Raw genomic sequence first — 21,953 nt, 5'->3', positions numbered from 1 at the left:
TGCGCTCGCAAAAGCGAAACAAAACCTTCCTCAGTAGCTCAGTTGGTTAGAGCATCTGACTGTTAATCAGAGGGTCGCTGGTTCGAGCCCAGCCTGAGGAGCAACAAAGACTTTACAGAGATGTAAGGTCTTTTTTGTTTGAAGTAATAATTTTTGAAGGCTCCATAGTTCAAGGGATAGAACAAGAGTTTCCTAAACTTTAGATCCAGGTTCGAGTCCTGGTGGAGTCACTGTTTTTTGGAATTTATTAAAAAGGCTTGCCTATATGGGGGTCTTTTTTTATTCTGTACTATTTCAGTTTTAACTGCATTGCATGCATTGATTGCATTTTGCATTAAAATATCAACTTGCTAAGTTTTTTAGCATAAAAAAGTACCCAAAAAAAATTAAATGTACTATTCTTAGTTAGAAAGGCTAAGTTTGATAAGAGGGGTTGTTCCCTATTGGTTAGAGAATTATATTTAATAAAGAGACCGCCCAGGTGGGGTCACGATTTGAAATCATAAATCCTTGTAAACGTTGAGTTTATGAGGATTTTTCTTTTTTTAGGTAGCATATAGGTGGTGAAATATTAATAAGAGTTAATATATTCATCTACAAGGTCTTCTAAAACATTTAGAGGAATGGCTCCATTTGAAAGGACGACTTCATGAAAATCTCTAATATTAAATTTTTTGCCCAATTTTTCTTTAGCTTTATGTCTAAATTCTAAGATTTTCATCATTCCAATCTTATAAGCTGTTGCTTGGCTTGGCATCACAATATGTCTTTCTACCATTTTAATAATATCTAATTCAGGATTTGGAGTATTATCCATATAATATTTTATTCCGTCTTCACGTGTCCATTTCTTAGCATGAATTCCAGTATCTACAACCAACCTACACGCTCTCCATAATTCCATCGCCAAACGACCAAAATCAGAGTAAGGATCAGCATAAAATCCCATTTCTTTTGGGATAAACTCTGAGTATAACCCCCAGCCTTCTTCATAAGCAGTTTGTTGCTCATATTTTCTAAACATAGGTACATTTTCTAATTCTCGTTGAATTGAATTTTGCATGTGATGTCCGGGAATTCCTTCGTGGTATGCCAAGGCTTCCATTTGGTATGTTGGCATAGATTTCATGTCATACAAGTTAACATAGTAGATTCCTGGTCTAGAACCATCTTCTGTAGGTGGATAATAAAAAGCTTTTCCAGCCGATTTCTCTCTAAATGGTTCAACAGCTTTCACTATTAAATCAGCTTTGGGCTTAGTGATAAAGAATTCATCCAATCTTGCTTTCATGCTATCAATTAGATTGGTTGCTTTGTTTAAATAAGCATCTTTTCCTTTTTGGTCTTCTGTATAATAGAATTGTTTGTCTGTTTTAATGAATTGAAAAAACTCATTTAAGCTTCTTTTAAATCCAACTTTCTCTCGTATAACATTCATTTCTTCATGAATTCTATCGACCTCTGCTAACCCTATATTGTGGATTTCATCTGCTGTTAAATTTGTTGTTGTTGTTCTATTTAATGCATTGTTATAGAAGGCTTCGCCATCAGGAAATTTCCAAACTCCATGATCGTTATTAGCCCTAGACTTCTGTTCTTTGGTAAAAGAAATAAGTTTTTCATATGCAGACTTAACGGAGGTTAAAAGAGCCTCTCTTGCTTGTTTTTCTAAATTAAATTTAATCTCGTCATCAGCATCTAAGTTGTTCACTTTTTTCATAAAGTCTTTCAATAACGTGCTTTCTTTATTTGATTTATCAAATGGTTGACCTATTAAAATGTTTTCTGAATCTTGAATCACTTTGTCATATACAAACTTTGGAGGCATAATGCCGAAAGCCTCACGTTCTTTTAAGTTTTCAACTAATTGAGTAAAGTATTTGTTAAAACTATTCAATCTTGAAATATAATCTTCTGCATCTTTAATATTATCAATTTGATGCATACTTATTAAAATTGATGGCAGCAAAGATTGTGCTCCAAACAACTGGTTTACAGGGTATGTGTATAGTCTATATTTATAGTCTGTAATATTATTTTCAATATTTTGCCTAAACAGTTTGTAATTCAATAACGCATCTTTAGAAAGTGCATTAGTATTAATTGAGTCATTTAACCATTGTAATTCTTCTTTCTTTATCAGTAAATTTCTTTCATCGGCAGCAGGAGAAATATCATCCAATTCACCATAATCTTTTTTAATTCCCAGCCATGTTTGAAATTGAGGGCTATTATCTAATTTTCTTTCGAAACTCATTTGAAAAAAGTCATTTAGTTTTTTAGACTCTTCAGCTATTTCAATATCAGTGTATGTTTTTGTGTTTTCCTTTATGCAAGAAATCAATAAAGCAACTGAATAAAGAAGTATTATTGATTTTAATAATAAATGTTTCATTTTTTTCTTTTTTGTTATTTTAGACTTTTTTCTAAAGTCTTAGTATGTATGCCAAAACACAATTGTGGTTGTTTTTATAATATTTTGATTATGAGGTATTTATGTGTTTTTATAAAGATAGCACATACAGGGTTAAGATAAAAATTAAGTGAGAGAAAACATCCAAGGAACTCTCTGTTCCATTGCTTCCGAAGGCTGAAGCCATTTTGAGTATTTACCAGAATGAAAATGATAAGGTATTTCCACGCATAAGTAATCAGCGTTATAATTCCTATTTAAAGGAAATTGGCGCTATTGTAGGTATAGAAAAGAAGTTAACTACCCATATGGCTAGGCGTACTTTTGCTTCAACCGTATTACTTTATAATGATGTTCCTGTTGAGATTGTTAGTGAACTTCTTGATCATAGCAATATGAAAGTAACACAGGAAAGCTATGGAAAGGTGGTGCAGAGACGCATTAGTTTAGAGGTGAACAGATAAAAGGGAAGTGGTTAGTTCCCTTTTAATTAAATACTGTTTCTGTTTTTAATTATATTGAAAATCACTGTATCAGTTTGTTGTGATTACTTGGGTAAGGTTTTATACTAAACTACGCATTATTTTTATACTGTGTTATCCACACACTATTTTAATAATATGATTTAAATAAAATAAAACCCACTCGCCGATTTAGGAGTGGGTTTATTGCTGACTATAAATCAAAAATATAACCTATAATTGTCCTCTAATTTCTCCACCTGGATTTTCTGAAGTGTGGACATTCACATAGATACTACCATTTTTTAAGGCGTCTATAAAATCGCTTATTTCCATATCTGCCAATGGTCCTGTCAAATCATCTTTTGTCTTATTACCATGAGCTAATATTCCGTTCATTCGTCCATTAGGACTGCCACTATAAAGAGCGATAACAACTGGTCCATTTTCTCCTACAGGAGCCCAGTGGAAGTGGGCACCAATAACATCTGTAAGGTTGGCTACAATTAATTTAAAATTAATAGAAGATCCATCTTTATTAACAGAAACAATACATTCTCCAACTGCATTTGTATCTACTCCAGGAACTTCATTTTCACCATTTAATGATGTAGTATACACCATTTTCATCGCCTTTTGAGAGCTCTGATTGGTAGTTAATGAAAGATTTAAAGAATCATCCTTTTGTTGTTCCTGTAACATTTCATTACTGCACCCTATTAACATAAAACTTAACGCTAATGCCCATAGGTAATACTTAGTTTGTCTTAACAATTTTTTCATAATAGATAGTTTAATACCTAGAAGTAAATGGACTAAAGTGAAGATTGTGGGGAAATAACTATTCCATCACTTCCATGTAGAAGTTAATATTAACCTATAATATACAAAAAAAATAGTTGAAAATCAATACGTTATTGTTTTTTTAGAGAATTCATGATAATGATTTTCCAGATGGATTTTTAAGTGTTTAAATAAATAGGAGGTTTTTTTGTTTTTATAGGGTAGGAATTTCATCAGTTAAACTGTTTTATATACAGAACAACAATAAACCATTTATTGTTGAGTTAAAACATTATTATTAATAATAAAATTAATAAAAAAAAGTATCATGAATTTTAAAAACTTAAAAACCTACTTATTTATTGGAATTGCAATTGCTTCTTTGTCCTTTTTTCAAAGTTGTACGGACAATGACTCAGAAAGCACCTCAAGAGTTAAATTAACCTTAGTTGATGCCCCAGGCGACTATCAAGAAGTTAATGTTGAAATTATGGATATTCAATACAATGCTACAGACACTGAAGAAGGTTGGAAGAGCTTTATCTCAGAAAGCGGATACCCAATCAATGTTGATTTAACAGAACTCATAGCTGGTAATAGCCTTTTATTAACAGACCAAATAATTCCTTCAGGCATGATGAAACAAATCAGGCTTATATTGGGAGAAAATAATACCTTGAAAATTGAAGGCAATGATGATTTAATACCACTTGATACCCCAAGTGCTCTACAGTCAGGGTTAAAGTTGAATCTGGATACAGAGTTAGAAGCGGGGTTCTCGTATAATTTTATACTTGATTGGAACGTTCAAGAATCCGTTGTTGATGCAGGAACTACTGGGATGTATAATTTAAAACCTGTGATTAAAGTAAATGCAGAAGTTAATTCGGGCTCTATTAGCGGTATGGTTGTCGAGACTGTAGAAGAAGTTCTAGTTTCTAAAGGGAACGTTATTGTAGAAGTTTATACATTAGATGATGTGTTAATAACAGATACCATGACTGATGAGTTGGGTAAGTTCTTAGTTCAAGGGCTAGAAGGAGGGAGTTATAAACTTAAAATATCTGTTGAGGGTTATCAGGACTATGAATCTGGTGAGATTGTTGTAACAGTCGGAGAGATTTTAGATGCTGGTACAATAGAGTTGTTAACTATTGAGTAAAAAGTTAAAAAATATTTTGACCACTCCAAAAATGGGGTGGTTTTTTATGGAATCAGTTTGGAGAAAAAAAAGGTTGAAGGGAAGTTAAGTGCTTCCCTTTTTAATTGCTCTCTTGTGATAAATAAGCTAATTTAATTTCCAGAACCTAATGAGTAACTACCATCTCCATTGAAAGTAGTTAGTGTAATGTTAACAGTCCAATTTCCTGGTTCGCCAACATCAGTTACTCCTGAAAAAGAATCAGGTTCAGTTGAGCCATTTAGATTTCTGTCAAGTACAACTGTCCCATTTGCATCTGCGACTACCATCTGAAAAGTGCCAGTTGCAGTCGACGTTATGTCCGCGTTATAGTCAGCTGTTATATTATTGTTTGACCAACTAATTGTCCTTGTTCCACTGCCACCATTTCCAGTAAAATCTCCACTAACATCATTCACCTGTCCTTGGTTGACAGTTATGTTTACGGTTGGTTCATTATTATCAGAACAGGATGTAAATGTTCCGACGAATATTACCATAGCAATTAAAATTGTAAGTAGTTTAAAATTTGAGGTTTTCATTTTTATCGATTTTTGTTATTAATTCTATTATAAAACAATTAAGTTGATAAAACTCCCAGTCTGAAAAATGTAATTATTTCAAATATATTTTATTCATATTGTCTCGTCCTGAAATATGGCTTCAGATTAAAAAATGATTTTACGACGTTTTTATTTTTTTAAATTAAACAATTTTATTCTCCAATTCAGTTCCAAACTGATAAGGTGTTCATAAATCGGGTCAAATCCATCATCAAGATTTATTAATGAAGGCCTATATATAATTCCGAAATTTAAAGTTTTTCCAATGTTATAATAAGTGTTAAGAGTCAAACCTAAATTCCGATTAGTATAGTAAGTGTTTTTTGGTAGAGGTGTTTCGTTTGCTCCTAAATCTTCGTAAATTTCATTCCTATGATTAACTGCGTAATTAATTCCATAACCAAAAGAGAAGTGACTTTTAATGAAATTGTCAGTTGCGCTTAGACAATATGAGTAAAGAGCTCTATTATATTCTGTATCCACTGGTACTGGAAATGGTAGTTCAAATGTTAATACAAATGAAATGTTCGCTTCGACAAAGCGTTTTTCACTGTAATTATATTCAAATCCGATTCCGTATCCATTAAAACCAAATTTGTTATCTCTAAACTCTTTGTCGGGATTTAATGATAAATGATTTATGTGCGGTAACTTTAAATCAATTCTAAAATCATTTTTTTCAAAATCAGTTCTTTTTTCAGTTTGCGTAAAACAGAAATAAGAGACAAAAAAGAATAGGATTATAAATTTTCTCATAGTAGGTTGTCAAAATGATATACAACGATTTGGCTAAACTGTTTTTTAATACAGTTTAGGTTTTGTTAGGTGCTGTTTATTCTTTTCGTATAATACTATCAAACCTAATATTGGGCCTAATGCTAATATTGGATAAATATATATAGGATTCATTGTAGCATGTAAAACATTCAGAAGTTGGATACTAATTATAGTTATTGAGAAACCAATGCAATTCACAATGGTAAGTGCAGTCCCTTTTATTTCTGCTAAGGCGTTTTGAGCGACTAGTGTTGAGAAAAGAGGTGAGTCTGCAATAACAACCATTCCCCAAAAAAGAAGAAAACCAATAAAAAAGCTTTCAGATTCGGTCAAGAACATCAAAGGAGAAATAAGGCAGCATCCGCAAGATAAGAGAAGTGCTATAAATGCTATTCGTTTAGTTCCTAATATTTGTGCTAGATATCCGCTGAGTACACAGGCCAATCCACCGAATCCTATAATCAGGAATGATAACAGCGGGACATTAAATGTAGCTTCAGGATGTTTCATGCCATATGTCTTTAGTATAATCGGTACAAATGTCCAAAAGGCATACAGCTCCCACATGTGACCAAAATAACCGAAGGCCGCAGAACGAAATTTATGATTTCTGAATACACTAAAAGAAGCTGATATTTCTAACTTGTTTCCAGGTTTTCGGTAAGGGCCGTCAGGAACCATAATAAACATCAACAGACCACCTAACGCCCCAAGAAATGAAGTTATGACCAGTACAGATTTCCATGGAAAAGCTCCGGTCATTTCCTTAGCTAAATGTGGGAATGCAGTACCAACCACCAATGCACCAACTAAGAAGCCAAGTGATTTACCTAATCCTTTTTCATAATGGTCTGCAGCTATTTTCATGCCTACTGGGTATATACCGGCTAAAAAGAAGCCAATAATAAAACGAAGTGAAAGTATGCTTGCTAAACTGTTCCCTTCCCATATTATTCCCGCATTGAATAAGGAGCCGAGTAAAGCACACGTTAAAAACACTTTTGATGGCGAAAACCGGTCAGCAATAGTTAAAATGGCGAAGGTCAGCGTCCCTAAAATAAAACCGAATTGTACAGCCGATGTTAAGTGTCCTAAAGCACTAGCATTAAGGTTGAAATTCACCATAAGATCGGCCATCACACCATTTCCTGCAAACCAAAGTGACGTGCAACAGAACTGAGAGATTACGATTATGGGAAGTATTAACTTAGATTGTTTCACTTATAGTTTTATTCAGGACGGATCATAATTTTTGTTAATGTGTTTTTGTATGGAAAGTTGCGTGTTTGTGTGCGAGGATTTTCCGAAGGAAAATCAGAAGCTAGCAACAAAGCAACGACCAAACGGCTTAACTAAAATAAGCAATGTTTTTTTTACACGGCTTAAGTTTGTTATATATTAAATTAGATACATAAACAGAAAGCCAAAAAAAAGGATTAAGGTTATTATACACGCAGATGCAATAGATTTTGTCAACATTGGACATATTAATATCCAAAAAGTATTTTGAAATAGCTTTACTGTACACTCTTCGCAATAAATTTCATTTTGGATACGGATTTTTATGTCTTGTACTGAAGCCTCATTTCAGGACGGGTCAGAGTATAAAAGTATATTTTGATTCCATATTTTTTTGAGTTATCACTTAATGTTTGGCCCTTTGATGCCATTGTAGTAGGTTGTAGGTTTTTGTTTTTTTAATTTTTTGACAATAAAAGGTGTATTTTTTTATTTATTTATTGTTTTTTTTGTTAAAAATCAATCGATTTAACAGGTATGTGCAGGATGGTTTCAATTGAGAGTAGAAATATATTTGTTCAAATCCCAATGAGTGTAGCGCATACATTTATAAAAAGCAAACTAAACTTTCAGTATATAAGACAACTAAATTAAACTAAATATGAAAACAACCTTTAACATTAAAAACACCGTGTTGATTTATCCTTTCACGGTTAAAAAGTTATTTGAGAACAGGTTATTTACTAAGCTGTGTTTATTTACGATCATGACGTTTTGTAGTTTCACACTTTATGGGCAACGCTACATGGAAAACCTTGATAGAGGATTGGTTGCCATGCGAACCGACGCTAACTCAGTACTAATAAGTTGGAGGATTCCTGGTGACGAATACACCCAGAATGCTACATATAACTTATATCGAGGATCTACATTAATTGCTTCCGATCTTAGTGTCTCAAATTATGTTGATGCAACTAGTACTGACGATTCTTACAGTGTAGCTGCTGTTATTGGAGGAACAGAGCAAGTTCTTTCCCCGGCTACAAGTATTAGAGGTGGTGAGTTTTTTACTATCCCAGTCCGGTCGCTTAATGGTGGTTACCTTACCCATCACCTGAATGACGCCTCTGTTGGTGACTTGGACGGTGACGGGGAATACGAAATTGTCATAAAAAGACTCTCAATTGATGAGTCTCCTGCCTCACCCTATAACCACTATCTTGAAGCTTATGAACTTGATGGTACGTTTATGTGGGCCATTGATTTGGGTCCCAATTTGTTGCACGCGGTAGAGGTAAACTTCTTGGTGTACGATTTGGATAATGACGGGAAGGCAGAAATTGCTACCAGGACTTCAGATGGTATGATCGACGGCTTAGGAAATAATATTGGTGACAGGGATGGAGACGGACAAGTGAATTATCGTTCTTCAGCGACACAAAATGGTCCTTTCTGGTTCAGAACCGAAGGTCCCGATTACATATCGATATTTGATGGCGAAACGGGTGGAGAAATTGCATGGGATTGGTATATTGACCTTGCACCAATTGAACAATGGGGACAGCCGGGCCATAGCCTTTCTCAACTTGGTCATAGGGCTACTAAATGTATGTGGGCAGTGGCCTATACCGATGGTGAAAACCCAAGCTTTATAATAAGCAGAGGTATTTATGAGCGCATAAAGATAGAAGCATGGCATTTTAGAAATGGGACCTTAACACAAGAGTGGGCCTGGGATAGCAGCCCTGGTGGTGTGGCCACTGAGTATCACGGACAAGGAAACCACAATCTTGCCGTGGGTGATGTAGATGGTGACGGTAGAGACGAGATAACTTATGGAGCCATGGCGGTCGATGAATACGGCAATGGCCTTTACTCTACCGGTTTTGCTCATGGCGATGCGGCCCATTTAGCGGATATAAACCCCGATATTCCCGGTTTGGAATATTTTAGCTGCCAAGAGTATGCTAATGGTACAGAAATCCCGGGTTTAGCATTAAGGAATGCTGAGACCGGTACAGTACAATGGGCAAATCCTTCAAGTGGTGATATTGGAAGATGTATGGCTGCTGATGTCGATCCAAATTATAAAGGTATGGAAATATGGGGGTCTGATGGTTCTGGTCTCCGCAGTAGTACGGGCCAACAAATATCAACTGCAATACCAACTTCTGCAGGAGGTGGAAATTCTTATAATTTTGGTGTTTGGTGGGATGGTGATGTTCAACGTGAAATACTCGACAGAAGAGTAATAACGAAATGGAATGGAAGTGGGACCGATAGGGTAGCTACCTTATATAATATGGCACCAATAGCCGAAAATAATGGTACAAAGTCAAATCCATGCCTTATGGCTGATATTTTGGGGGATTGGAGAGAAGAAGTTATATATAGACTTGATGATAATACAGGTTTGGCTGTGTTTGTTACGCCTTTCGTTACTAATCAAAGAATGTATACTTTAATGCATGACCCCAACTATAGGACTGCGATTTCTTGGCAGAATATTTCGTATAACCAGCCTCCAAATCTAGGATTTTATTTTGGAGGAGAGATGGATACACCACCATCTCCTAATATCAAATTGGTAAATAGCGAGTGTACGCCAACGGCAATAGTACCCTATATTGGTGTAGATGGTGGGACTCTTGCACAGGTAAATGAGGTGTCTATAAACCTTGGCTCATCAGTTACATTTTCACCACAGCCCGATGTTGGAGGGAGTTGGAGCTGGTCCGGGTGTGGTACTTCGGGGACGTCACGGGAACAGACCTTTACTCCAACCGAATCTTGCCTAGCCACCGTCATATATACGAATGATTCAGGTTGTGTTTCATCTTCAAATTTTACAGTCAATGTAAAGAAGAATATTTTACATTATCCGTTTGATGAAACAGGTGGCACAACCGCATTTGATAACTCTGGGAATGGAAATGATGGTACGGTTTCTGGTGGAGCAACGTTCTCATCTGGTAAGATAGACAATGCCTTAGTGCTTGATGGTACTGATGATTATGTTTCAGCTCCTGCTGGAGTCGTGGATAACCTTAATAGATTGACCGTAACTACATGGGTTTACTGGAATGGAGGAAATCCATGGCAAAGAATTTTCGATTTCGGTAATGGCCAAACAGAGAATATGTTCCTCACAGCCAGTAACTCAGATGGCGCTTTGCAATTCTCAATTACGGAAAATGGTATTACCCAAAATGTAGTAGGCCCTACATTACCGTTTAATAAATGGTCGCATCTTGCGGTAACGATAAACTCGAATGCCATTACACTCTATTTAAATGGCGATAATGTGGCTCAATATAGCGTTGGATCAACCATTAAGCCGTCAGATTTTAATCCCGTGCAGAATTACATTGGTAAGAGCCAATGGCCCGATCCATTGTTTAACGGTCTTATTGATGATTTCAGGATTTATAATTATGTGTTTTCTGATCAGGAAATCGCTGAATTGGATGTCGTGGCAAACGAACCTCCAACAGTGAGTATCACCAGTCCATCGGAAGGAGCGCAATATTTAATAGGGTCGGACGTGACCATCAATGCTTCGGCTGCGGATACAGATGGTGATGTTGCCCAAGTTGAGTTTTTTGTAGATGGAGAGTCTATTGGGGTCGATACTACGAGTCCGTATTCGGTTAACTGGACCATTGGAGATGGAAATTATAGCTTAACGGCGGTGGCAACAGATGATGATCTTGTAACAACAACATCAACAGCTGTTAGTGTAACAGGAAGTGCCCTTCCAAATACACCGCCCACAGTGAGCATCACTAATCCTATCAATGGGTCAAGTTACGATGAAGGCACCATCGTGTCAGTGGCTGCGACTGCAGCTGATGTAGATGGTAGTGTTTCACAGGTGGAGTTCTTTGCAAACGGCGTTTCCATAGGTGTAGACAATGTCAGTCCATATTCTGTCAACTGGACCATCGGAGTTGGTGGCTATAGTTTAACGGCTGTGGCAACAGATGATGACCTTGCAACTACGACATCTATAGCAGTTCTTACAACAGGAAATGCAATACCAAAATCACCTACGGTAAGTATAACCAGTCCAGCCGATGGATCAAGTTATGATGAAGGTACCAGTGTGAGTATTACAGCTAGTGCATCAGATTCTGATGGAAATGTTACCCAGGTGGAATTCTTCGTAGATGGCGTATCTTTAGGTATCGATAGTACGAGTCCTTATTCTGTAAACTGGACGATTGGTACCGGATCCTTCAGTTTAACGGCTGTGGCAACTGATAATGATGAACAGACAACCACTTCAACTGCAGTTAATGTTACGGGAAGTTGTGCTCCTTCAACGATAACCCCTTACTATAATGTTAACTCCACCGGATGGTTTACGGGAACAGATATTACAGTCAATGAAGGTGATAATATAGTATTTGGTCCACATCCAACAACTGGTGGATCCTGGAGCTGGAGTGGGTGTGGTACCTCGGGGACTTCACGTGAGCAAAGTGTAACCTTAACCAGTTCTTGTTCCGCTACAGCTACACATACCAATGATTGTGGTGGAGTGAGTAGTGTTACCTATAACATAACTGTAATCCCGGCTAGCAGTCCATACATGGCTGTTGATACTATTGAAACAAGTACCGTAAGTGCGGCGAAAGGCAAGAAATATGGTGCAGCAACGGTGACTGTTGTAGACGATCAGTCAAATACAGTATCTGGTGCCACGGTTTTTGGAACATTTAGTGGTTCGTTTGGAGAAAGTGTTTCAGGTGTTACAGATGCGAATGGTGTTGCTTATTTACAAACCACATCAACAGAGAAAGGAAATGTTGTGGTTGATTTCTGTGTAGATGATATTACACATAGCAATCTGCCTTATGACGCAACACAAAATCAAATAACGTGTACAGGTTCATCGGCAAAAATGTTGAATACCGAGTCGACAGATTTGGGCATAGAACCTTTAGAATTTAAGCTGTATCCTAATCCAACATCGCAGTATCTAAACATTACTTTAGGTTTAGAGTTGGTCGGTATGGATTTGGTAGACATCAATGGTAGACTGGTGCAAACCAATCTGGTTAAAACTGGTGATAAACGATACCAATTAGATATGAGCAATCTTGAGGTGGGAGTCTATTTACTTATTGTAAAAACTTCTGAATCACAAATAAACAAAAGGGTAATCAAGTTATAAAATAATAGTACATTGGTTAATCTAAAAGGATGGGGTCTGAATAGATCCCATCTTTTTTTTGATTAAAAAAAGAGCAGTAATTCCAATAAAGACATAAACCAATAACAAAGCTCACGAAAGAAGTATTCAAGTCCATATTACAGAACACCTTAGGTGGCTCTATCAGCAATCACATTCTGATAGAAAGTGTCAGGATCTATGTGCTTATAATCATACAGATACTGGTGACGGCCAAAAGGAGCTGATCACAGATAGGATGTAGAGCAAATTAAATACGTTTAAAAATATTAACTTTGAGAAAATGGACTAGTGCCTTTCACAGGATACGGTGTTGTGCTTAGTTTTTATATTTTAATTCTTTCAATCCCGATTTAAAAGCATGTCTGAAGGCTGTCAAATACATTCGATTTATTCTTTTATACGTTGCATCGAAGGTTTTCTTTTTTCCCCAAGATTTAGATGTTGTTTGCCCAATTAGTTCTTCAGTCTCATTGTCTAATGCTTTAATGTTTAATATGACTTCTACATATTCTACTTCATGAAATCCGTTAAAATGAAACGTTTGAACCCCTTTTTTAATTTCTACTTCAAACTTTATACTTCTATCACCTTTAATTTTCGCTTCGTTAATTATTGATTTAAGCTCAGATTCCAAATTATCAGGAACTGGAGGTGAAACAAAGTCCTGTTCTCCGCCAAAAGTGATTGGGTTCAAAAAAATATCATTGTCGCTCACATAGTCTCGGAGATCAGACACAGAAATTGAAAAACTCTCAAACGGAATAGTTACTTCCATTTTGTTAACTTTTTCTCTGAAAACAGGTCCGTGAGATGCACATCCACACAATAAGAGAATGAGGAAAACTATAATTCCGTTTTTCATTTGTTTCTTATTAAGCACAACGACTCGCCTATGAGCAGTAGCGTCCCGTAGGGCGCTATTGCTTATAGGTTTGTTGGTGCCGTTTTCTTTGTTTTCAATATTTTTCTCTTAGGACTTGTTATATTATTTCTTTTTCAATGTCAAATAGTCTGGTACTTCTAATGGAGAACGTGTCTCCAGACTAGAGTTAAATATATCTGTGTGCAATCGCCATTCGTTATTTTCTCTTCTATAAATCGCTATAAACTTACCAAGGTCAAGAATTTCATCTTGTTGATCGCGCATGGCATATTTGCCACGGGCAATTAGTAAGGCACCCGAAACCTCTAAGTCCACTAAATGCAACTGAAAATAATGCATGCCCCTTTTGGATACGGTGCGCCAAAATGTAGCAATTGCATTTCTGCCAAAGATGGGTGGGGCTCCTGGTGGATAAATAACACCATCACTCATATAAAGATTAGACACACCGTCCCAATCTGCATTGTTCGCTAATCGAACTAGCTCATTTTCTACTTCAATAACTGTAGCTCTTGCTCTTAGATAAGTGGATTCTTTCAAATCGTCAGGTAATACTACTCCGGCTCCAGAAGCATCAATGACTGATTCATCTGGTGTTTTGTCTTGTAAGAATGTTTCAACTGCTAAGAAAAAGGCAGCAGGCTTATCAGCATTCGGAACATGACCAGCACCTTTGAAATTGAGCAAACTACTATTGGGCAAACTGTTATTCCAATGCTCAAAAGAAGCAAAAGGAATAGCGTCATTGTCTCCTACTAATAGCAGTACCCTCGCTTTAACATTTGCCAATTGAGAAGTAATGTCCCAGTTGCCAATCGATTTCATCTTGTAATAACTAAATGGGTTTGTTAAATTAGCCTGATTGCAGTTGCAGATGTTTCCCCAAATGTTTCTAGCCTCTACATAGGAAGCTGCAAACCCTCTCATCCAAAGTGAATAGTAATCCCAACAAGCTTTAGTAGTATCGGCTGGATTGTTTTCATATATTTTTTTGTTTTGTTCTCTTAGAAGTGTTGTTAGACTGTCATTCTTATTAACCCAACCATTTGTCATGGCAGCTGCGGCTGGAAAAGGAGCCATGAGTATCATTGATTTGACTTTTCTAGGATATTTGGTTGCATAATAACCACAGATTAAACCACCCGTAGAATGACCCAAAAGGTTTAATTCTTTCAAGTTGAAATGTTTTCTTATGACTTCAATGTCTTCAATCGTATTATCAATGGAATATCTAATAGTGTCTTTTACCACGGTGGAGTAACCTGCACCAGCCTGATCGAAAAACAACAGCGTATGATGTGCTGCTAAAGGTTTCAAGTCAGGAATTAAGTAAGCCGAACCAAAAGTTCCTCCACCATGGACGACTACAATGGTGTCTTTTCCTTCACCAAGTAATTGGTAATGGAGTTTTACATAATCATTCGTTTCTACAAAACCTTTTGAAGATTTCAGTTTTACAATTTGGGCATTTCCAACAAAGGAATTTGTACATAAGAGCAATAGCCCAATCAAGAATGATTTCATATATTTTTCATTTTGTCATAAATCGAATTTTAACTAATGGCACACAACGTGTTTGTATAACGTGTTTGTTGCGTGGTTTAGCACGTAATTTAGCAAATAAAAACCGGATAGAAAATCCGTGAGGATTTTCAAAAGTAGTCGAGCAAAAGCAATTACTTGTAGTCATTGTTGGCTTTAGTTTTTTTTTAACTGGTTTTTGTTATGGTAAATCTGTGTTTATCATATCCTTATACATTTTCCAAATACCATCTTCTTTTTTCCAAATCACTAAAGATTTTCCTATAAGAGTGTCTTGCCCATTGCTTAAAGTCCACTTTTCAGTATCAAGTAAATATTCTCCACAACCTTCGGCCCAGGTTGACTCAACGTTTAGTTCAGTAAATCCACCTTCAATGAATCCAACAAACGCTTTCTCAATGTTATCTCTACCAGTAAAAATTGTGCTATTATGAGGCATAAATACACCGTCTTCTGTATAATAATTGGCAACAGCTTTTGCGTCTTTTTTAGCCAGAGCCTCTTTCACTCCTTTAAACGATTTTTGCAATTCTTTCTTTTCCTTATCTAAATTGAAAACCTGCTCTATTTTTTCGCTTTCATTTTCTTTAGACTTGTCTGAATTATTACAGCTTACTGAAATAAACAACAGTAAAATAATTAACTGTAGTATTTTGATTCGATTAAGATTCTTAATTGATTTTTTCATTTTTTTGGTTTTCAATTAGTGGTATTATTTTGTTTTCTGCATTACAGCCAACGAGTGGATAAACACACTGTTGTGTTTATTTTTATTAATCCCTTAGCTTAAATAAAATGTTCATTATTTCAATATTGGGCTCCTCTACCACTTTATAGGCTTGCGGAATACTTTTGGCTAAGTCTGAATCTTTAAAGGCTATTAATGACTCTTTGTTGTCCCAAATATACACGCCGCCGTAACTTCCTGTTTCCTTCATTTTAACATAAAACTTCTGCAAAAGTCCAGGTATTGCTTTAAACTCAGGTTTTCTTTCTTTTGCTTTGCTAATTAGTTCCTCTTCTGGAAGGCTAGATTTTAATTTGACAAATTGTAAGACCATATATTATGTAATTTAAGTAAAACTTGACTGCAATATTTTATTGATGAGGCAGATTTCAATATGCTAGTAATGTTTTGTTATTCAGTGACTAAGTTAGTAAATATACTTTTGCTAAATGCAAGTTTCGAGAGAATTTGCTTCAGGTTAAAATTGATTTGCGCTGTTAATTATATACCATAATCGGTATTTTAAAACCTAAAAATAAGTGCAATCTTGCTTTTTGTGTGGATTAATTACTTTTTCTTACTTGAGGTTAGGTAGATATTATTAAAATATAGCATTGTATTACATTTCGACGAAAAAATTTAAAAAAATTAGAATAGAGGGTAGGAAATTTAAAAGGTAACTTGTTTATATAACTATACAAACAAGTTAGAGGTCAGGAAAAATCCCAAAAGATTCTTTAATTAATAAAATTTAAATTTTGTAACTATGATAAAACCAAACACTAAGTCATTATTAGTAAAAGTAAAATTTAAAACATGGCTTTTCAATGCAGGGGTTGTGCTTATGCTGGTGTCATTTAATGGCTATTCACAAACAATAGTACGACAAAGTATTTCAAGTTATGGAGCCACATCATCACAAGAAGGGCTTTCTTATGCTCAAACAATAGGGCAAGCTTACAATACTCAAAATGTTAAAAACAGTAATGTTGCGCAAGGGTTTCTTCAGCCAGTAAGCTATAAAATTGAAAAAGTGGTTCAAGTTGATTTTGAAGCCTTAGAGGTTAAAGTATTTCCTAACCCATCGCAATACCGTATTACGCTACATAGTAAAAGTACTTTGAAAGAAGCTTATGTCGTTATTTCAAACATACAAGGAAATATCATTTACGATCAAAAAGTCCAAAACCTTAAAGAGTATAATATTAATTGTAGCTCTTGGGCAAAGGGGACATATCTTATAAAAATTCAAGACGACAACAATAAACAATCCGTTAGTAAATTAATAATATCTAAATAATCATTAATATGAAAAGAATTATACTAGTATTAACTCTAATACTTATATCATATACAAGCAAGGCACAAGAGCCTAGTTTTACCATAGAGGCTTCCCAATTAGTAAGTACTTTTAAATTTGTTGATAGCGATAATATGAAGCAAAATTCAGACTATCAATCCATATTTACAGGCGCTTATGGTATAGGATACCGAAATGCTTTTAGGAATAATGTGATTTTTAAAGCAGGTTTGGGAAAAAGAAATGGTGGAGCTAACTATGTTTATGATGGTATGAATTATTCCTGGCGTTTAGAGTATGCTGAGGCCAAAATAGGAGGAGGTTACATTTTAAAAAGGAGAGTGTTCAGTCCTTATGCCGTTTTAAATGGATATTATGGCCATTTATTGCGGGGTACTCAGATTTTAAACAACGAGGAGTTCAATATTACGAAGTCTGGCATACTGAAGAAATCAGATTTTGGCATCATTGGGAATATTGGAGTAAACTTTAATATTTCCCATTTTGTATCGGCATATGCTGAAGCATTATACTTATATGGGTTGAGTAATATCGAAGAAGATTCCGGACAGAAGTCGGCCAACAGGAGTTATGGTGTCACATTAGGCCTTTCTTTTAACTTAACCGAGTAGCAATAACTTTTAATTCAATTGTAATGAAAAAACTTAAATATATTTTTGTAGTAGCTTTTATAATAGCTGTTAATTTAGCTTCAGCACAGAGAATTGGTAATCTAGATGGTATTTACTATCAAGCCGTAGCCCTTAACGATGAAACACAGGAAATTGTTGGTCTGGATATAGAAGAGAAACCCCTTTATAATAGAGAAATTGGAATTAGGTTTACTATTACAAAAGGGCTAGATGGAGAGGTCCAATGGGAAGAAACTCATGTCACAACAACAGATGCACATGGCTTGTTTAGTTTAGTCATTGGTAAAGGAGATGTGTTAAGCACTACTTATACACGTTTATTGGATATTCCATGGATTGATGCAGATCAGTTCTTAAAAGTGGAAATATCAACCAACAATGACGGTAATTATACTCTGGTAAGCAACCAAAAGTTTATGGCGGTACCTTATGCTTTTTATACCGATGATATTGCTGATGATGCCATTACTACGCAGAAAATACTAAATGAAGAAATCCTTGCCGAAGATATCCAAGAGGGGGCTGTTGAAACTTCAGAGATTTTAAATGAAACAGTTTTAAATGAGGATATTGCCGATAATACTATAAACTTAACAACTAAGGTGACAGACATACTGCCTGTTGAAAATGGAGGAACAGGCCTTGATGCATCATCAGTTTCAGACGGTCAAATTTTAATTGGTGATAGTACCACAAATGATTTTAATTTGTCAACCATTACAGCTGGAGATGGTGTTGTAATTGAAAATACCCCAGGTGCTATTACCATTAGTTCGCCTCCTGTGTCTACTAGTGCCGATGGCTCTTTTACTATTCCCGTTGGAAGTAATGGAACCATTGGTGCAAATTCAGCATGGTATTCTCCAAATAGTTTAAAGGTAGAGCCTCCATTGGGTAAACCTTTTGAAATGGGAGATATTTTCCTTGCTTCTGCTAATGTTGATTTAAAGGGATGTATATTATCGGTTTATTTACAAAGTATTGATGGAGATGGAAGAGCAAATGTTCAGGTAATACTATACAACCCACAAAACACATCTGTAACGCTTCAAACACCAGTTACATTTAAATTCTTATTAGTTAAGTAAACTCAGTTAGCAAATATTAACCAAATGCAAAAAGCTAGGAGTAAACATACCACTTTGGTTGTTTGAGGTAAGATGTTTATTTATTCGGGATTATATGTAAGGTTCAAGTGAAAACACGTATGCTCAAATTATATCAGATGGGGAAGCACATGTTATTTTATTAGGAGGTGATAATGTGTTTAGTCTTGGTGTAAAATCAAGTAATGTGTTATTTTACTAATAACTAACTTTATGAAACAGGCCATCTCTTAAATAGAGAAGGCTTGTTTTTCAGGTATGTTGGAACAGTAATCGATAATACTATGAACTTCTAAAACTAGGAGTGGAACTAAAGATTTATCAATTCCACTGCTATACAAAGTTTTGAAAATTTAGAAGAGCATACAGAAGGCAGTTTATCTTAAAATAAGCAATTAACGATATAAAACTTGTTTAAAAGAAATATATGCCATTTTAACTTTTAGCATCTCAAAATTAACCGAAAGTTTCTCACTAATACAAATGTTTTTTCTTTGAGCAAACTATTTTTAATTCAACTTTAGAAAGGTTGAATCATTGCTAATGTATTTCATCAAATGATTAGGTTAAAGGTATGCGTGCCCCATTCTTAGAGAGCCATTGGTCAAAATCTTGTATCTCTGGGTTCAAATCTTTTGACAATGCTTCATCACGAATAGCATTAAAATCATCATTGAAATCTCTTTTAAACTGAAACATATTACCTAGGTCATCAGCACCGGGAAAGTCAAAATTACGATAGGTTTCTGGACTTACGCTATTATAAATAACATTAATATTGAGAGCATCTGATAGTTTGGCGGCCATCTCATTTCCTGTTAATTTTTCACCAACAATACCAATAGTTTCACCAATTAATTTATCACCTTTTTTGAAAACCCCGTAGGCACATTTTCCAATATCTTCTGCAGCAATTCCCGCTAATGCTTTAGTATCCATAGGAAAGGCTATATAATAATTGCCATCTTCTCCTTTTTGTGGACCCATCCCAAAATAGATGAAGTTGTCCCAATAAAATGAGGTTCTTAAAAATGTAACAGGTAATCCTGCCTCTTTAAACAGTTTATCTGCTGCACCTTTACTATCAAAGTGGGGAACCTTGTAATGACCTTGCAAGGTAGGCATACGTTCGTCATCCAATGGGACCCAATTTCTAGTATCCTCTAAAGTTGACCAAACAATATGTTCCAAATTAGATTCTTTAGCAACTTCAATAAAATCTTTTATTTGTTGATATTCCTTTTCAGCCGAAAAATGTTCCCAGAAAAAAGTGACAAAGTAAGCTCTTGTTGCTCCTTTCAATACTTTTTTAATGCTTTTTGGGTTGTTAAGGTCTGCTTCAACTACTTCCGCACCCATTTGTGACAAAGCTTTTGCTTTTTCAGATTGAGGGTCTCTGGTTACTGCTCTTACTTTATATTTTGAGTTAATATCTTTTAGGATAGCTCTTGCCAGTCCGCCGCCTTGAGCTCCCGTTGCCCCAAATACAGTTATAATAGTCTTGTTTTCCATTTTTTTATTCTTTTAGAAATTTATTATTGGTAGTTAAATGGCGACAAAAATACCTACCATTTATATTTGGGATAGGCTACTAATTTAACAAAAAATAATATGCAACAAAAATCTAAAATAAAACATTCTAGGGTCAAATTGTTTCTGGCTCTGTATGTCTAGATTTTGGAATAATGGCCTTACTGCTATTTGGTTTTATCTGTCAGACCAAACAGCCAATTCATTTCCTGAAGGGTCTGTAAAATGAAACCTCCGCCCTCCTGGGAAAGAGAAAACATCTTTTGTAATGGTTCCTTTGGCTTTAATAATCTTGTCTTTTATGGTATTGAGGTCTTCATGGTAAAGTACAATCAGAGCACCATTCACAACAGGGCTATCAGTCTTTTCAAAGCCACCTTCTAAGCCACTGTCCGAAAAAGCAATATATGTTGGCCCATAGTCAGTAAAGGTCCAGCCAAAGGCTTCAGAATAAAATTGTTTCGTTTTCTCAAGGTCATTAGCTTTGAGTTCAACGTAATTAATATGACTGTTTTCGCGCATGAGCTCAATTTATATGGTCGTTAAAAACGAATCAATCCAACTTTTCCGTTAATTTTTTAAACACCTTTTTCGGGTTTTTGTTTTCGTATAGAATATCGTAAACAGCTTCTATAATGGGGGTGTTGGCTTTCTTTTTGTTTTTTTGATTTAGCAAATGAGCACTTTTAGTGGCATAGTAACCTTCGGCCACCATACTCATTTCCATTTGAGCCGATTTTACTGTGTACCCTTTTCCAATCATATTTCCAAACATACGATTTCGTGAAAATACCGAGTAACCTGTAACCAACAGGTCGCCCAAATACGCCGAATTGTTAATGTTGCGTTTCATTTTATGTACCTTTTTAATAAAACGCTTCATTTCTCGAATGGAATTGCTCATAAGTACACTCTGGAAATTATCGCCATAACCCAAACCGTGGGCAATACCAGCAGCAATGGCGTAAATATTCTTTAGCATTACGGCATATTCTACGCCAATAATATCATCACTTATTTTGGTGTTAATGTAATCGCTGCTCAGGCTTTTTGCAATGGCCTTTGCTTTAGCTTCATCCGAACACGAAATGGTAAGGTACGATAAACGTTCTAATGCTACCTCTTCGGCATGGCAGGGGCCTGCAATAACAGCTATATTGTCGTAAGGCACATTATAAGCATCATGGAAATGTTCGCCCACCAACAAACCCGTCTCGGGCATAATACCTTTAACGGCCGATACTATAATTTTGTTGGAAATATCAACGTTTAGCTTTTCCAGTTCATTGTGGATGAAAGCAGAGGGTATAACAAATATTAAAACATCGGCATAATCGGCTATTTCATTAATGTCGTTACTTAGTTTTAACTGTTCTAAATGAAACTCTACCGAGCTTAAATAATTGGGGTTATGCTGCTCTCTTAAAAGATGTTCTTTGGTGTAAACACTACGCATATACCAACCAATTTCATCTAGGTTTTCGCAAAGCATCTTTACAATGGCCGTTGCCCAACTCCCCGCGCCAAATACCGCGTATTTTAAAGGTTTATCCATAAAATTAAAAATGTTGTCTTTTCAAAAATACGCAAAATATT

17 protein-coding genes, 2 tRNA genes and 1 pseudogene are annotated in these 21,953 nt (G+C 35.6%); 8 read left to right on the top strand and 12 right to left on the bottom strand.

The genetic code is table 11. The features are described from left to right. Nucleotides 1-27: 27 nt before the first annotated feature. Both GSB9_01964 and GSB9_01963 read left to right on the top strand, forming a co-directional pair. Nucleotides 28-101, top strand: a tRNA-Asn gene (locus tag GSB9_01964). A gap of 57 nt (nt 102-158) precedes the next feature. Then, nucleotides 159-230, top strand: a tRNA-Arg gene (locus GSB9_01963). Nucleotides 231-571: 341 nt separating this feature from the next. Here GSB9_01963 and GSB9_01962 read toward each other — a convergent pair. Beyond that, on the bottom strand, nt 572-2,395 hold the full coding sequence (locus tag GSB9_01962) for a DUF885 domain-containing protein (GenBank protein UKM65396.1): 1,824 nt from the start codon (nt 2,393-2,395) through the stop codon (nt 572-574). 137 nt (nt 2,396-2,532) lie between these two features. Between GSB9_01962 and GSB9_01961 the strand changes: the two are divergent. Continuing rightward, nucleotides 2,533-2,877, top strand: a pseudogene (locus tag GSB9_01961) (tyrosine-type recombinase/integrase). A gap of 231 nt (nt 2,878-3,108) precedes the next feature. Here GSB9_01961 and GSB9_01960 read toward each other — a convergent pair. After that, on the bottom strand, nt 3,109-3,657 hold the full coding sequence (locus tag GSB9_01960) for a CHRD domain-containing protein (GenBank protein ID UKM65394.1): 549 nt from the start codon (nt 3,655-3,657) through the stop codon (nt 3,109-3,111). 328 nt (nt 3,658-3,985) lie between these two features. On the opposite strand from GSB9_01960, the gene GSB9_01959 reads away from it, so the two are divergent. Next, nucleotides 3,986-4,819: a DUF4382 domain-containing protein gene (locus GSB9_01959; protein ID UKM65393.1), complete on the top strand. Its 834-nt coding sequence runs from the start codon at nt 3,986-3,988 to the stop codon at nt 4,817-4,819. Nucleotides 4,820-4,950: 131 nt separating this feature from the next. On the opposite strand, the gene GSB9_01958 is transcribed toward GSB9_01959, so the two are convergent. From GSB9_01958 to GSB9_01956, 3 genes are all read right to left on the bottom strand, one after another. After that, nucleotides 4,951-5,379 carry a hypothetical protein gene (locus tag GSB9_01958; GenBank protein ID UKM65392.1) on the bottom strand — a complete coding sequence of 143 codons (429 nt, stop codon included), beginning with the start codon at nt 5,377-5,379 and terminating at the stop codon, nt 4,951-4,953. Nucleotides 5,380-5,529: 150 nt separating this feature from the next. Then, nucleotides 5,530-6,156 carry a hypothetical protein gene (locus tag GSB9_01957; GenBank protein ID UKM65391.1) on the bottom strand — a complete coding sequence of 209 codons (627 nt, stop codon included), beginning with the start codon at nt 6,154-6,156 and terminating at the stop codon, nt 5,530-5,532. Nucleotides 6,157-6,201: 45 nt separating this feature from the next. After that, the gene (locus GSB9_01956) at nt 6,202-7,398 is read right to left on the bottom strand and encodes an MFS transporter (GenBank protein ID UKM65390.1); all 1,197 of its coding nucleotides are present in this window, start codon (nt 7,396-7,398) and stop codon (nt 6,202-6,204) included. A 784-nt stretch (nt 7,399-8,182) separates the two neighbouring features. On the opposite strand from GSB9_01956, the gene GSB9_01955 reads away from it, so the two are divergent. After that, a complete protein-coding gene (locus GSB9_01955; protein ID UKM65389.2) occupies nt 8,183-12,595 on the top strand; it encodes an Ig-like domain-containing protein in 4,413 nt (1,470 codons plus the stop codon). Between the two features lie 337 nt (nt 12,596-12,932). Here GSB9_01955 and GSB9_01954 read toward each other — a convergent pair whose 3' ends face one another. The 4 genes from GSB9_01954 to GSB9_01951 all read right to left on the bottom strand — a co-directional run bounded on the left by GSB9_01954 (nt 12,933) and on the right by GSB9_01951 (nt 16,102). After that, the gene (locus tag GSB9_01954; protein UKM65388.1) at nt 12,933-13,478 is read right to left on the bottom strand and encodes a hypothetical protein; all 546 of its coding nucleotides are present in this window, start codon (nt 13,476-13,478) and stop codon (nt 12,933-12,935) included. Between the two features lie 123 nt (nt 13,479-13,601). Further along, complete coding sequence (locus GSB9_01953) at nt 13,602-15,023, bottom strand: alpha/beta fold hydrolase (protein ID UKM65387.1); 1,422 nt, start codon at nt 15,021-15,023, stop codon at nt 13,602-13,604. Between the two features lie 199 nt (nt 15,024-15,222). Then, nucleotides 15,223-15,729, bottom strand: coding sequence for an SgcJ/EcaC family oxidoreductase (locus tag GSB9_01952; protein ID UKM65386.1), 507 nt, complete (start codon nt 15,727-15,729; stop codon nt 15,223-15,225). Between the two features lie 85 nt (nt 15,730-15,814). After that, the gene (locus tag GSB9_01951) at nt 15,815-16,102 is read right to left on the bottom strand and encodes a YdhR family protein (protein UKM65385.1); all 288 of its coding nucleotides are present in this window, start codon (nt 16,100-16,102) and stop codon (nt 15,815-15,817) included. A gap of 432 nt (nt 16,103-16,534) precedes the next feature. Between GSB9_01951 and GSB9_01950 the strand changes: the two genes are divergently transcribed. From GSB9_01950 to GSB9_01948, 3 genes are read left to right on the top strand one after another with little or no spacing between them, the layout of a single operon-like run. Next, nucleotides 16,535-17,068, top strand: coding sequence for a T9SS type A sorting domain-containing protein (locus tag GSB9_01950; GenBank protein UKM65384.1), 534 nt, complete (start codon nt 16,535-16,537; stop codon nt 17,066-17,068). Nucleotides 17,069-17,076: 8 nt separating this feature from the next. Beyond that, nucleotides 17,077-17,700, top strand: a complete 624-nt coding sequence (locus GSB9_01949; protein ID UKM65383.1) for a hypothetical protein — start codon at nt 17,077-17,079, stop codon at nt 17,698-17,700. A gap of 23 nt (nt 17,701-17,723) precedes the next feature. Next, nucleotides 17,724-18,809, top strand: a complete 1,086-nt coding sequence (locus GSB9_01948; GenBank protein ID UKM65382.1) for a hypothetical protein — start codon at nt 17,724-17,726, stop codon at nt 18,807-18,809. A gap of 579 nt (nt 18,810-19,388) precedes the next feature. On the opposite strand, the gene GSB9_01947 is transcribed toward GSB9_01948, so the two are convergent. The 3 genes from GSB9_01947 to GSB9_01945 all read right to left on the bottom strand — a co-directional run bounded on the left by GSB9_01947 (nt 19,389) and on the right by GSB9_01945 (nt 21,912). Further along, a complete protein-coding gene (locus GSB9_01947) occupies nt 19,389-20,339 on the bottom strand; it encodes an NmrA/HSCARG family protein (GenBank protein ID UKM65381.1) in 951 nt (316 codons plus the stop codon). Nucleotides 20,340-20,534: 195 nt separating this feature from the next. Beyond that, entirely contained in the window at nt 20,535-20,879 is a 345-nt protein-coding gene (locus tag GSB9_01946; GenBank protein ID UKM65380.1) for a VOC family protein, read from the bottom strand. A gap of 31 nt (nt 20,880-20,910) precedes the next feature. Next, nucleotides 20,911-21,912, bottom strand: coding sequence for a glycerol-3-phosphate dehydrogenase (locus GSB9_01945; GenBank protein UKM65379.1), 1,002 nt, complete (start codon nt 21,910-21,912; stop codon nt 20,911-20,913). Nucleotides 21,913-21,953 lie beyond the last annotated feature (41 nt).

The sequence above is a fragment of the Flavobacteriaceae bacterium GSB9 genome (assembly GCA_022749295.1).
GTDB lineage: Bacteria > Bacteroidota > Bacteroidia > Flavobacteriales > Flavobacteriaceae > Flavisericum.
Note: the sequence above shows the minus strand (reverse complement) of the source record. Positions and strands in the feature narration are given on the sequence as shown.

Coding starts and splice junctions, on each gene's coding strand:
- GSB9_01962 (UKM65396.1), bottom strand. CDS start 2,395: ATGAAACATTTATTATTAAAATCAATAATACTTCTTTATTCAGTTGCT.
- GSB9_01948 (UKM65382.1), top strand. CDS start 17,724: ATGAAAAAACTTAAATATATTTTTGTAGTAGCTTTTATAATAGCTGTT.
- GSB9_01947 (UKM65381.1), bottom strand. CDS start 20,339: ATGGAAAACAAGACTATTATAACTGTATTTGGGGCAACGGGAGCTCAA.
- GSB9_01955 (UKM65389.2), top strand. CDS start 8,183: ATGACGTTTTGTAGTTTCACACTTTATGGGCAACGCTACATGGAAAAC.
- GSB9_01952 (UKM65386.1), bottom strand. CDS start 15,729: ATGAAAAAATCAATTAAGAATCTTAATCGAATCAAAATACTACAGTTA.
- GSB9_01958 (UKM65392.1), bottom strand. CDS start 5,379: ATGAAAACCTCAAATTTTAAACTACTTACAATTTTAATTGCTATGGTA.
- GSB9_01953 (UKM65387.1), bottom strand. CDS start 15,023: ATGAAATCATTCTTGATTGGGCTATTGCTCTTATGTACAAATTCCTTT.
- GSB9_01959 (UKM65393.1), top strand. CDS start 3,986: ATGAATTTTAAAAACTTAAAAACCTACTTATTTATTGGAATTGCAATT.
- GSB9_01950 (UKM65384.1), top strand. CDS start 16,535: ATGATAAAACCAAACACTAAGTCATTATTAGTAAAAGTAAAATTTAAA.
- GSB9_01946 (UKM65380.1), bottom strand. CDS start 20,879: ATGCGCGAAAACAGTCATATTAATTACGTTGAACTCAAAGCTAATGAC.
- GSB9_01960 (UKM65394.1), bottom strand. CDS start 3,657: ATGAAAAAATTGTTAAGACAAACTAAGTATTACCTATGGGCATTAGCG.
- GSB9_01945 (UKM65379.1), bottom strand. CDS start 21,912: ATGGATAAACCTTTAAAATACGCGGTATTTGGCGCGGGGAGTTGGGCA.
- GSB9_01957 (UKM65391.1), bottom strand. CDS start 6,156: ATGAGAAAATTTATAATCCTATTCTTTTTTGTCTCTTATTTCTGTTTT.
- GSB9_01951 (UKM65385.1), bottom strand. CDS start 16,102: ATGGTCTTACAATTTGTCAAATTAAAATCTAGCCTTCCAGAAGAGGAA.
- GSB9_01954 (UKM65388.1), bottom strand. CDS start 13,478: ATGAAAAACGGAATTATAGTTTTCCTCATTCTCTTATTGTGTGGATGT.
- GSB9_01949 (UKM65383.1), top strand. CDS start 17,077: ATGAAAAGAATTATACTAGTATTAACTCTAATACTTATATCATATACA.